The organism is Amphibacillus sp. MSJ-3, assembly GCF_018919165.1.
Classification (GTDB): domain Bacteria; phylum Bacillota; class Bacilli; order Bacillales; family Amphibacillaceae; genus Amphibacillus.
In genome coordinates, this window is the sequence record NZ_JAHLQM010000011.1 from 62,549 (window position 1) to 74,274 (window position 11,726).

Sequence of the window (11,726 nt, forward strand, 5' to 3'; positions counted from 1 at the left end):
AACCATTTTATCGCAGTGCAACTGTCAGTAAGACTCCCATTTCAAGCATTCGAAGAAAACTAAGCATTGGAAGTGGGAGATCAACTGATAGTAACGGCCTGATTGGTTGAAGGGTCCTTAGATCATATCCTTGTGGTAGGAATAAATATTTTCGCTTTGGTGAGTAATCACAAATCCCTTCGATTGGGCGGGTAACCGTAAATCATTCCGGTGGGATGAGTAATCACAAATCTCTTCGATTGGACGAGTAACCGCAAATCCTTTCGGTGGGATGAGTAATCACAAATCCCTCCAGTGGGACGAGTAACTGCAGTCCAGTCGCAGTCCCAACCCCAATCCCATTCATTGGGGGATGGGTGGACGCAGACTAAATCCACCCGTCCTGTGGTAATGTCTGCATGGCCTAGGTCCTCTAGGCCTAACCCTCACCGATTGAAGTTCCACTTTATTGTCATATGGTTTCTGGTTGCAGTCAATAATTTTCAAAAGTATTGATGTGTTTTATATGGTGAAAATCACCATCCCGTTGCGTTGGTTGGAGCATTTAAATAATCTATCCATTTGGGGTTATCAATTTTTATCATTGATAACGAAATCCCGTGCATGTTAAATGATGTTAGGTGTGTGCCTACTTTAACAAATTGAACTTCTAATTGTTCTAATGCCAGCAGTCGCCTAATATCGTTGGCGAAAATATACTGTTCCATCAGTGGGGTTGCGCCAAGTCCATTCACTAAGACGGCATAGCGGTCACCGCTCTTCCATTTATATAAGCTTTTTAATTTATTGACTAATTCAATTGCTAACTGTTCTGATGAGTAAAAGGTTTCCTTACGATATCCTTTTTCACCATGAATGCCGATTCCAAAGTAAACTTCACTATCAGATAACTTAAATGATGGGCTATGGTTTTCTGGAATAATTGTTGGCTCTATGGCAACACCTAATGTATGAATATTCTTTGTAACCGTGTCCCCTAAAATTTTTAGTTTTTCAAGAGAAGCGCCTTCTTTAGCGGCTGCTCCGAGTATTTTATGAACTAATACAGTTCCAGCTACCCCGCGTTTCCGTTTTTGAAATGTTTCTTTATTTTCAATAGAAACATCATCATTAACAATGACCATATCAACCTTATGTCCTTTGGCCCTCATTATGTTCATTGCTTCTGTAAATAATTCAACATCAGCAGCAAAATTCTTAACTATTAAAAGCACTCCAGCACCTGAATCAGTTAGTCTAATGGCTTCAATAATTTGCTTTGGATATGGAGGGGTAAACAATTTGCCCTGGACGGCAGCATTTAGCATCCCATCACCGACATATCCGAGGTGTGCAGGTTCATGACCACTTCCACCCCCGCTAACTAGGGCAACATATGGCTTTTGCTCTCGATAAATAATTTTATTTTTTTGATTAAATTTTACTCGATCTTGATTAGCAAAATAAAAGCCTTTCAGCATCTCGTTCACCATCTGATTGGAGTTATTTATGATATTTTTCATTTTAGATCACCTTCCTCATTACCAGTGATGGTTCTTAATTGATTAAGAACCTGTTGTCTAATTATACTCGCCATCATCTCGGGCGAATAAACACAAGACTTCTCAATCCACTCTTTAACCAAACCAACAAACCCATGACTATAAAAAGATGCTAAAATATCAAGTTCTTGCTGGTCCAAGTGCTTATTACTATCCCGTAACATATCTTCAAAAGCTTTTAAATAAAGTGTTTTAATGTGAGTGGACAAATATTCAATAAAGGAGTTCTGTTCAGTTACCTCAAATGCATTTTTATAGAATAATTGATTTTGATAAAAGTAATCAAATAATTGATTGAAGATATTTTCCCAACTTTCATAATCTAAAAAATCAATAATATTTTCCTTTGTTTCATATTGATAGATCCATTCCAGTAATTCATATTTATCTTGGAAATGATAATAGAAGGTTTGTCTTCGCATTTGACAAGCCTTCATGATATCGCTAACTGATATTTTAACGAATGGTTCTGTTTTCATTAAGTCTTTAAGTGTGGTTGCGATTATCTTTTTGGTTATAATTGATGTCCTCATATGATCACCCTTAATGCCTATTGTAACTGATAAATACGAATTTCGTAAGATTCTCATCACTTAATTTTGACAGATTTAAAAAGATGTCCGTTTTAATAATAGCGCTTACATTGTATGATTAAGGTAAGGTTATTAAAATAACCAAATAAAGAGGAGGATTTTTAATGGATAAAATTTTTGTAAGTCCCAGTCGTTATATTCAAGGAAAAGATTTAATTAATCACAGCGCAGAATATTTGGCACACTTTGGGAAGCGATTGCTTGTATTAGCTGATGAATTTGTTCAGGAAATTGCTGCAGATCAATTGATTGAAAGCCTTAAAAATGACTTTGAAATTACAAAAGTGACTTTTGGCGGCGAATGTTCTATAAAAGAAATAAATCGTGTCAGTGAAATAGGACAAAATGCAGATGTTGAAACAATAATCGGTGTTGGTGCCGGAAAAACAATTGATGCTGCAAAAGCTATAGCTGATAAGTTAAAAATTCCTATTGTTGTAGTACCAACACTAGCCTCTACCGATGCACCAACGTCTGGTTTATCAGTTATTTACACAGAAGAAGGTGCATTTGAACAGTATTTATTTTATAAGAAGAATCCGGATCTTGTCTTAATGGATACAAAAATTATCGCGGAAGCACCAAGCCGAATGCTAGCTTCTGGTATATCTGATGCGATGGCTACTTTAGTTGAAGCTCGTGCAGTTCAACAAGCAAACGGTGAGACAATGAGTGGTGGAAAGGCGACGATTGCAGGCTTTGCGATCGCTGAAAAATGTGAACAAGTACTCTTTGATTATGGTCTACAAGCATATGCGGCTAGTAAAGAGAAAATTGTTACTCCTGCACTAGAAGCAATTGTTGAAGCCAATACTTTGCTTAGTGGACTTGGCTTTGAGGATTCAGGGCTTGCTGCAGCACATGCCATTCACAATGGATTCACTGCAGTTGAAGGCGATATTCATCATTTAACCCATGGGGAAAAAGTATCTTATGGAACGATGACGCAACTTGTTTTAGAAAATCGACCAATTGATGAGCTTGAACGCTATATTGACTTTTATCTCAAACTTGATTTACCTATTACATTAGAAGGTATTCATCTTGATAAAGCAACAGATGAAGAACTTTATCGAATTGGTGAGCTAGCAACTGCACCTGATGAAACAATGAAGAATATGCCTTTTAAAGTAACACCAGATGATGTTGTCCAAGCATTAAAAGCTGTCGATGTTTACACTAAAGACTATCAAAGAAGATGTAAATTGTAAGGTTTGGGGATGATATAGGATGAAGAAAATCATAAATCAACCGAGTGACATCTTAGAAGAAATGCTCGAAGGTTTTTGCTATGCCCATAGTGATAAAGTAAAACGATTAGAAAACACGAATGTGGTAATTAGAAAAGACAAACAAGCTGGAAAGGTTTCACTAGTGAGTGGTGGTGGAAGTGGCCACGAACCAAGTCATGCTGGTTTTGTTGGCCAGGGAATGCTTGATGCAGCCGTCTGTGGAGAGGTTTTTACTTCTCCAACGCCTGATCAAGTATTTGAAGCCATTAAAGCAACGGATTGTGGTGCCGGAGTTCTGTTAATTATTAAGAACTATACGGGTGACGTTATGAATTTTGAAATGGCTTTGGATCTTGCTGAAGCGGAAGGAATTGCTGTCGACAAAGTGATTGTAGATGATGATATCGCTGTAGAAGATAGTACTTATACAGCAGGAAAACGTGGCGTAGCCGGTACCGTTATTGTCCATAAAATACTTGGTGCGGCAGCAGAGCAAGGTTTAAGTTTACCGGAATTAAAAGCACTAGGTGACCGATTAGTGAAGCAAATAAAAACGATTGGCGTTGCAATCCATGCCGCAACAGTTCCTGAAGTCGGAAAACCAGGTTTTAATCTAGCTGATGATATGATGGAATATGGTGTGGGTATACATGGTGAGCCAGGTTACCGTCGTGATAAAATAAGACCAAGTAAAGATATTGCTGCAGAATTAATCGAAAAACTGAAAGATGATTTTACTTGGAAATCCGGTGACCACTATGGCATTTTAGTTAACGGTCTCGGTGCTACACCTTTAATGGAGCAATATGTTTTTATGAACGATGTCAAGGGACAATTAGAAACTGAAGGACTAAAGGTCGACTTTAAGAAGATTGGTAATTTAATGACTTCAATTGATATGGCAGGTTTATCACTAACACTAATTCGGCTTACAGAAAATGAATGGTTGGATTATTTGAATGCGCCTGTTCGTGTTACAGCTTGGGGAGGATAATGATGCTAACAACAGAGAATACAGTAAATTGGCTGACGAGTTTTGGCGAAAAAGTGATCGAGAACAAGGCTTATTTAAGCGAGTTAGATAGTTTGATTGGTGATGGTGACCATGGTTCAAATATGGCACGTGGTGTTCAAGCTATGCTTGAAAAATTCCAATCAACTGAATTTAAAGAGCCCAATGATGTTTTTAAAACAACAGCTATGGCTCTGCTAAGTAAAATTGGCGGAGCTTCTGGACCGCTTTATGGTTCTGCCTTTATGGAGATGGCTAAACAATCAGAGACGGGCGACATTTCTGTAATCATTTCGGCAGGATTGGATGGAATTAAAAAGCGGGGCCGGGCCGAGCCAGGTGAGAAAACAATGATCGATGTTTGGGTGCCAGTATGTGAAGCACTTCAAGAAAACCAATTGACTAAACAAGTGATTGATGAAGCGGTTCAAGCGACAAAACCGATGAAGGCAACTAAAGGAAGAGCCTCTTATGTAGGAGACAGATCGATTGGGGAAATAGATCCCGGTGCAATGTCAAGCGCCTATTTGTTCGAGGCCTTACTAGAAGGGGACATATTGAATGACTAAAAAACAATCGATAGGGATAATCATCACTTCTCACGTAGAAGAGCTAGCAAGAGGGGTTTATCTGTTGTTAAAAGAAAGTGCGCCTGACGTTTCCATAACTTATGCTGGTGGGACCGATGATGGCGATATTGGCTCTAGTTTTGACAAAATACAAGCAGCTGTTGAAGAAAATGATTGTGATGAGCTATTCGCTTTTTATGATCTAGGCAGTGCCAAAATGACCTTGGAAGTTGTCCAAGATACAAGCGAGAAAAAGATTCATTTGATGGATACTGCTTTAATTGAAGGTTCTTATACCACAGCTGCTTTATTACAAGGTAACTATAAATTAGCTGATATAAAAAATCAATTGACACCGCTTGTCATTAAGTAAGCAGTATTAATCACAGTTTAGGGAAAAATGAATAACACTCACACGTCAAACTGATGTGTGAGTGTTATTCATGACTTTTACTTTATTTGATTCTCCCACTTCATCTCAGTCCTGAAACTCCTAAATTTACCTGATCAAAGGTGATGTCCCATCCTGTTAAAAAAATCTTCATTTACCAATAAAGTTTTTGATTTAGTAATTCCAACCTCTTCCGGTTATTAAACAAAGAAAAGGTTTAAACCAAAACGCGTTAGGCATAAAAGGTTTAGAATTATTTTCTTCCTTATCAATGTACATTCCCCCCTGTATTTACTCTTAAAGATAAATTACCAACAGGTTTTCCTTTGAAATAAGTTCAATTCATTTATGCTCAAATAAAAGTTTCACAGAAGTATCTTATATCGATGAAAACGTTCACATTGTGGTATAATGTTTCATAAATAGTAAAAATTATTGACACTAAGTTCTAAGGTGATATGATCAAAGTGTAATGAGAAGGAGCCATTTTATGAAAATTGCAACGATTAGATTAAGAGAGTTTATGAATCAAGCGAGTACAACTGAACAAGTCATTATTGACTATGTGCTAAATCATCCTGATCAGGTTGCACAAATGACAATTTATAAGTTAGCAGAAGTAACTTTTTCTTCACCTTCATCAATTATTCGTCTTTGCAAGAAAAATGGTTTTTCTGGTTATAAGGAATTTTCCAAGTCACTGATATACGAACAAGCGGTTAGAAAAAGTTATAAATCAAAAGAGATGCCCGATGTTACTCGAGCTGATTCTATTCAAGAAATCGTTGATAAGGTCATGAACAAGAATATCTTATCACTTGAGGAGACATCTAACTTAATTGATTCTGTGGTCATTAAACGTTGCGTAGAATTAATTCATAATTGTGAGAAACTTGTATTATTTGGAATTGGGGCATCGCAGATTGTAGCCAAAGATGCGCAATTAAAATTCACTCGAATTAATAAAATGTCATACCTAAGTGAGGACTGGCATACGCAATTGTTAATGGCAAGGAATATGACGGCGAAGGATGTAGGTATTATTTTTTCCTATTCGGGTCAAACTAGCGAGATCATTGAATGTGCGAAAGCAGCAAAAGAAAACAAGGCACAACTTATTTCAATTACAAAGTATGGAAGCGCTCCCATCATTGAATTATCTGACCATAATTTATACGTAGCAGCAAATGAATATGAATTTCGTAGTGGTGCCATGTCTTCGAGAATTTCACAACTTAACTTGGTTGATATTCTTTATACAGCCTATCTAAATATGCAATATGAAGAGTCAATTGAAATATTAGAAAAAACACAGATACGGAAGGAGTCGGATCAGAATGATTAATTTTGACAACATGACGACTGAACAACAAAATCCGAATACATTAAATCTTGATCAAATGTCATATCAAGAAGCGTTAATGGTAATGAACGAAGAAGATATGAGGGTTGCATTGGCAATTAAAGAAGTATTGCCACAAATAGAATTAGCTATTCAACAAATTGTTGCAGCTTTTGAGGTGGGAGCAAGATTAATTTATATCGGTGCCGGGACAAGTGGCCGTTTGGGTATCCTTGATGCGGCGGAATGTCCACCCACTTTTGGAACACCGAAGGAAATGGTTGTTGGATTAATTGCGGGGGGTGAGGACGCGTTAATTGATGCGATTGAAGGTGCTGAAGATAGTCGAGAGATGGGGAAAGATGATTTAAAGAAGATCCAATTAACTTCAAAAGATGTGGTTGTTGGCTTGGCAGCAAGTGGTCGTACACCTTATGTGATAGGAGGATTAGAATATGCAAACCAAATTGGTGCTGAAACAGTTGCGATAGCTTGTAATGAGCATTCAGAAGTTGGAAAGATTGCTAATATTGCGATTGAAGTTGTAACGGGTCCAGAAGTTGTTACAGGTTCAACAAGATTAAAAGCAGGTAGTGCTCAAAAAATGGTCTTAAATATGTTATCAACGCTCTCCATGGTTGGGATTGGTAAGGTTTATCGAAATCTCATGGTTGATGTTCAAAGAACGAATGAGAAATTAGAAATAAGATCCGAAAATATTGTCATGACTGCAACAGATGTAAGTCGTTCAGTTGCAAAAGAACAGCTTAAGAAAAGTAAAGGTAACGTGAAATTAGCCATTACAATGATTTTATTAGATTGTGATCTGGAAACAGCAGAGCATAAGTTAAAAGTTGCTAATGGGCATATTCGAAAAACACTTAATTAATGAAAGGAAGAGGTGGATAAAATGGTTAAGAAAAATGAACAGTTACTTAGTGAGATTGTTGAATTAGTAGGTGGAAAGGATAATATTCTATCCGCAACAAACTGTATGACACGATTAAGAGTTCGTTTGGCAGATGACGAAAAAGTAAAAATCAATGATTTGAAAAACCTAGAGGGTGTAATGGGTGTTGTTGAAGCCGAAACCTTACAGATTGTTGTAGGACCAGGGAAAGCAAAAAAACTGGCGGATTTATTAATTGAGCACTACCATATTAACCAAGATTCATCTAATCGACCTGAAACATCAACAAGTAATGAGTGGCAAAAGAATAAAGCTGCCATTAAAAAAGGCCAAAAACAAGGAAAATTAAAAACAGCACTAGAAACAATTGCGGGTATATTTATCCCAATGATCCCGGCAATTATTGCTGCAGGAATTTTTAATGGGTTTGCCAGTTTAATTGGTACCTTGCAAGGTGAAGGGGCATTAGCCGGTCAATTTTGGGAGACAGTCAGACTCCTCTTTTCACTAATTGGTACAGGATTTCTAGGTTATTTTGCGATTTATACTGGAATTAACTCTGCAAAACGGTTTGGTGCAACCGAGGCTTTAGGAGGAATGGTTGGTGCAATGTCAATTGCTGCTCCACTAATTGATATTTCACAGTTATTTGGGTTATATGATGCAGAGGAACCATTGAATTCAATTTTGACTACAGGGAAAGGTGGAATTATCGGGGTTATTTTTGGTGTTTACATTTTAGCCAAAATTGAAAAGGCAGTCCGTAAACGAATTCCAGATGTATTAGATTTAATTGTGACACCAGTCTTAACTTTATTAATAACAGCAATATTATTTGTCTTTATTATTATGCCTGCATCTGGATTACTATCTGATTGGTTAGTCAGTGGTTTAAGTGTAATTATTGGTTCAGAGTATACGATTGTCAATATTATATCGGGTTATGTTCTTGCTGCTCTATTCTTGCCTATGGTATTACTAGGGCTACACCACGGTTTGATTCCAATTTATGCTATTCAACTTGAAGCATTAGGTGGGGTTACTTTATTTCCTGTACTTGCAATGGCTGGTGCCGGTCAAGTTGGTGCAGCAATCGCTATTTATATTTTATGTAAAAAGGTAGGAAATGAACGATTGATGCGTGTGATCACAGGGGCATTACCAGCCGGAATTTTAGGAATTGGAGAACCCCTCATTTATGGGGTCACATTACCACTTGGTAAACCTTTTATTACTGCCGGTCTAGGCGCTGGATTCGGTGGTGCTTATGCCATGATGACAAATGTTATGGCTAATGCTTGGGGACCTTCTGGCTTGGTTGCCATTCCTTTAATGCATCCTGATAAGATGATTCACTTCATCATTGGTATTTTTATCTCGTATATCGGGGGCTTTATTGTCACATACCTCTTTATTAAAAAGGAAGATGTAATGAATGTATAAGTCACTTGGTTTTTCAGTTTATGTTTCAACTTTTGATCAGCAAAAGGAGATGTTAAAAAGACAAATAGGAAGTGAAGGCTTTATCTTCACTTCCTTTCACATTATAGAAGAAATGGATCAAGCATATCTTAAAAAGGCTGTAGAAATGTGTGACTGGTTATATGAGAATGGTTTTTCAATCATTGCAGATGTTTCACCAAAGACGCTTGATTATTTCAATGACCCCGATTTAGCCACTTTTGCGGAAATAATGCATCTAACCGTACTCAGATTGGATTATGGTTTTACAGATAAACAAATTGAAATACTTTCGAAAAAACTTAGTTTTGTTTATAATGCATCAACAATGGACTTCGATAAAATTCTTTCTACAAAACAGCCAATATATGCTATGCATAATTTTTACCCTCGTCCCGAGACTGGGCTGGATCAGTCGCTATTTCGGTCAATAAATGATAAGTTAATTCATCATTCTGTTGAGATCATGGCCTTCATCCCAGGAGATCAGGAAAAACGTGGTCCAATTTATGAGGGGTTGCCAACGCTTGAGCACCATCGTGATTTATTACCTTATCTTGCTTACTTAGATCTGGTGCAAAATTATCAAATTGATCATATCTTTGTTGGGGATGTTCGAATTTCGGATCAGCAAGCCCAGCTAATCGAAGCTTATCAAAAAAGTGGTGTGATTCAAATCCCCGTCCATTGGATAGAAGAATCCATGTCACTGAATGATCAGGTCTTTACCATTCGAGTCGATTCACCACAAGGCCTCATGCGCTTACAAGAATCAAGAGGATATGCTAGTATTGGTGAAGAAATTAAGCCTCAAAATTGTTACGAAAGAAAACGAGGTATGATTACAATGGATAATATTAAATATCGTCGTTATTCAGGTGAGGTTCAGATTCTCCGCCAAGACTATCCAAAGGATCCACGGGTAAACATAATTGGTGAGCTTGATCCTTCTTATGTAACAATTATTGATTCGATAAAAAATGGTGATCGGATTCAATTTACCACACTTAACTGACTGTAAACCCAATCCCCCCACTGATTAAAGTTTCACTTTATGATGTGAGGGGGCATTTACCGATTTAAATTAGAAATGTTCTTGGGGTTATTTGGATGGCAAAAACAGTTGATTGTGTGATCGTTAACTAGACCAACGGCTTGCATGTAGGCATAGCAAATTTTAGGGCCGACAAATTTAAAGCCGTCTTTTTTTAATTGTTTACTGATTTGTTCGCTAATTTCTGTTGAGACCGGGACTTCGCGGTCGTTTTCCCAATGATTAATAATGGGCTTACCATCAGTGAATTGCCAAATATAATTTGAGAATGCTTGTCCAGATTCAACAATCTTCAGGTAGGCTTTTGCATTTGAAATAACACTATTTATTTTTAGTTTATTCCGTACAATACCTGGGTTATCAAGAAGCTGCTTGATTTTTTCTTGATCATAGTTAATGATCTTACTGGGGTTAAAGTTATCAAATGCCTTACGATAGTTTTCACGTTTTTGTAAAATTGTAAACCAACTTAAGCCTGCTTGTGCACCTTCTAAGCAAAGCATTTCAAATAAATAGTGATCATCAAAATTTGGCTTGCCCCATTCATGATCATGATAATCAAGATAAAGTGGATGATTTGTTACCCATTTACAACGTTCCATCAAGATCTCCTCCAATTATTGATTTATTACGTATCTGCTCTAACTCCATTTTACAGCTAAACTTAGCAATTGATTTTTTTGTACTACAATTCACTGCCTTCATTGGATAAATATTTTCTAACCATGATACTAATCTTATTAGCCTTGTCTGATCATAGATAAACCAGTATACTTCTTCACTTCAATCATATAAGGGAATAGGATCGGATGGGGTAAAATGTGGCGGATCAACTGTCAGTAAGGTCCCGATTGGTTCAAGGGCCTTTAGGTCATACCCTTGTGGTAGTAACAAATATTTTCAATGGGATGAGTAACCGTAGTCCCAGTCAGTTGCGGATAGGGGAAAGCAGACTAAACTCACCACGTCCTGTGGTAACGTCTGCATGACCTACGTCCTGTAGGCCCAACCTCCCCACTGATTAAAGTTTCACTTTAACTCCAATAGTTTTAGATGTGTGAACTACCCACCACTTATTGCCTTGCGGTCTAATTGAAGTTGGGGCTTCTCGACTTATCGCTACTTTTACTAGCCAACGAAAACTGACCGAGCTAACCCACTTGTTCCAAGAGTTTTTGTTTCTATGCTAATAAGCGTAATCCCTCATTTTTGATATTGATTGCTGAATTGTGGTCACGATCTAGCACAAAACCACAAGTCACTTTTTACCTTGGTTTTCGATGTATTGCTTAAGGGTATCTATGGGAGCACCGCCTGTTGTTAGCAGACAGAAGCTTCTTGACCAAAACATTTCTTTCCATAGTTTTTTTCTAATATGCGGAAAGTCTCTCTTTATCAATCGAGAACTTGCACTCTTATAAGCGTTAATGAACTTTGATAATTCAGAGTTAGGATGTGCTTTGAATAAGATGTGGATATGATCTTTATCGTGATTCCATTCCACTAAAGAAATTTTGTATTTACTTCCAATCTCAACGAACATATCTTTTGCAAAATCAGATATTTCATTATCAAATACTTGTCTGCGATATTTTACAACCAGCACAAGATGATAGTGCAA

12 protein-coding genes and 1 pseudogene are annotated in these 11,726 nt (G+C 37.3%); 8 read left to right on the forward strand and 5 right to left on the reverse strand.

What is annotated here, in order from left to right:
- Positions 1 to 515 precede the first annotated feature (515 nt).
- Positions 516 to 1,502 (reverse strand): DhaKLM operon coactivator DhaQ, encoded by a 987-nt coding sequence (gene dhaQ, locus KQI76_RS04990; RefSeq protein WP_216399216.1) that lies wholly within the window; start codon positions 1,500 to 1,502, stop codon positions 516 to 518.
- Entirely contained in the window at positions 1,499 to 2,074 is a 576-nt protein-coding gene (gene dhaS / locus KQI76_RS04995) for a dihydroxyacetone kinase transcriptional activator DhaS (RefSeq protein ID WP_216399217.1), read from the reverse strand. Before dhaS ends, dhaQ begins: the two co-directional genes overlap by 4 nt.
- A 164-nt stretch (positions 2,075 to 2,238) precedes the next feature.
- Here dhaS and KQI76_RS05000 point away from each other — a divergent pair, with 164 nt between their 5' ends.
- The 8 genes from KQI76_RS05000 (at position 2,239) to KQI76_RS05035 (ending at position 10,066) form a co-directional block, all read left to right on the forward strand.
- Entirely contained in the window at positions 2,239 to 3,345 is a 1,107-nt protein-coding gene (locus KQI76_RS05000; protein WP_216399218.1) for a glycerol dehydrogenase, read from the forward strand.
- Between the two features lie 19 nt (positions 3,346 to 3,364).
- Positions 3,365 to 4,360, forward strand: a complete 996-nt coding sequence (gene dhaK / locus KQI76_RS05005) for a dihydroxyacetone kinase subunit DhaK (protein ID WP_216399219.1) — start codon at positions 3,365 to 3,367, stop codon at positions 4,358 to 4,360.
- Positions 4,360 to 4,947, forward strand: coding sequence for a dihydroxyacetone kinase subunit DhaL (dhaL, locus tag KQI76_RS05010; RefSeq protein WP_371817653.1), 588 nt, complete (start codon positions 4,360 to 4,362; stop codon positions 4,945 to 4,947). The genes dhaK and dhaL overlap by 1 nt, the downstream gene beginning before the upstream one ends.
- Positions 4,940 to 5,320 (forward strand): dihydroxyacetone kinase phosphoryl donor subunit DhaM, encoded by a 381-nt coding sequence (dhaM, locus tag KQI76_RS05015; RefSeq protein ID WP_216399221.1) that lies wholly within the window; start codon positions 4,940 to 4,942, stop codon positions 5,318 to 5,320. Before dhaL ends, dhaM begins: the two co-directional genes overlap by 8 nt.
- A 508-nt stretch (positions 5,321 to 5,828) precedes the next feature.
- On the forward strand, positions 5,829 to 6,683 hold the full coding sequence (locus tag KQI76_RS05020) for a MurR/RpiR family transcriptional regulator (protein ID WP_216399222.1): 855 nt from the start codon (positions 5,829 to 5,831) through the stop codon (positions 6,681 to 6,683).
- On the forward strand, positions 6,676 to 7,569 hold the full coding sequence (gene murQ, locus KQI76_RS05025; protein WP_216399223.1) for an N-acetylmuramic acid 6-phosphate etherase: 894 nt from the start codon (positions 6,676 to 6,678) through the stop codon (positions 7,567 to 7,569). Before KQI76_RS05020 ends, murQ begins: the two co-directional genes overlap by 8 nt.
- A gap of 21 nt (positions 7,570 to 7,590) precedes the next feature.
- Complete coding sequence (locus KQI76_RS05030) at positions 7,591 to 9,033, forward strand: PTS transporter subunit EIIC (protein ID WP_216399224.1); 1,443 nt, start codon at positions 7,591 to 7,593, stop codon at positions 9,031 to 9,033.
- The gene (locus KQI76_RS05035; RefSeq protein WP_216399225.1) at positions 9,026 to 10,066 is read left to right on the forward strand and encodes a MupG family TIM beta-alpha barrel fold protein; all 1,041 of its coding nucleotides are present in this window, start codon (positions 9,026 to 9,028) and stop codon (positions 10,064 to 10,066) included. The genes KQI76_RS05030 and KQI76_RS05035 overlap by 8 nt, the downstream gene beginning before the upstream one ends.
- 56 nt (positions 10,067 to 10,122) lie before the next feature.
- On the opposite strand, the gene KQI76_RS05040 is transcribed toward KQI76_RS05035, so the two are convergent.
- The 3 genes and pseudogenes from KQI76_RS05040 to tnpA form a co-directional block, all read right to left on the reverse strand.
- Positions 10,123 to 10,707, reverse strand: a complete 585-nt coding sequence (locus KQI76_RS05040; RefSeq protein ID WP_216399226.1) for a DNA-3-methyladenine glycosylase I — start codon at positions 10,705 to 10,707, stop codon at positions 10,123 to 10,125.
- A 579-nt stretch (positions 10,708 to 11,286) separates the two neighbouring features.
- Positions 11,287 to 11,370, reverse strand: a pseudogene (locus tag KQI76_RS11735) (RNA-guided endonuclease InsQ/TnpB family protein); the annotation flags it as partial.
- A partial coding sequence (gene tnpA / locus KQI76_RS05045; RefSeq protein WP_216399227.1) for an IS200/IS605 family transposase occupies positions 11,364 to 11,726 on the reverse strand: 363 nt, incomplete at its 5' end. The pseudogene KQI76_RS11735 and the gene tnpA, both read right to left, overlap by 7 nt.

Coding starts and splice junctions, on each gene's coding strand:
- dhaK (WP_216399219.1), top strand. CDS start 3,365: ATGAAGAAAATCATAAATCAACCGAGTGACATCTTAGAAGAAATGCTC.
- murQ (WP_216399223.1), top strand. CDS start 6,676: ATGATTAATTTTGACAACATGACGACTGAACAACAAAATCCGAATACA.
- KQI76_RS05040 (WP_216399226.1), bottom strand. CDS start 10,707: ATGGAACGTTGTAAATGGGTAACAAATCATCCACTTTATCTTGATTAT.
- KQI76_RS05030 (WP_216399224.1), top strand. CDS start 7,591: ATGGTTAAGAAAAATGAACAGTTACTTAGTGAGATTGTTGAATTAGTA.
- dhaM (WP_216399221.1), top strand. CDS start 4,940: ATGACTAAAAAACAATCGATAGGGATAATCATCACTTCTCACGTAGAA.
- KQI76_RS05000 (WP_216399218.1), top strand. CDS start 2,239: ATGGATAAAATTTTTGTAAGTCCCAGTCGTTATATTCAAGGAAAAGAT.
- dhaL (WP_371817653.1), top strand. CDS start 4,360: ATGATGCTAACAACAGAGAATACAGTAAATTGGCTGACGAGTTTTGGC.
- KQI76_RS05020 (WP_216399222.1), top strand. CDS start 5,829: ATGAAAATTGCAACGATTAGATTAAGAGAGTTTATGAATCAAGCGAGT.
- dhaQ (WP_216399216.1), bottom strand. CDS start 1,502: ATGAAAAATATCATAAATAACTCCAATCAGATGGTGAACGAGATGCTG.
- dhaS (WP_216399217.1), bottom strand. CDS start 2,074: ATGAGGACATCAATTATAACCAAAAAGATAATCGCAACCACACTTAAA.
- KQI76_RS05035 (WP_216399225.1), top strand. CDS start 9,026: ATGTATAAGTCACTTGGTTTTTCAGTTTATGTTTCAACTTTTGATCAG.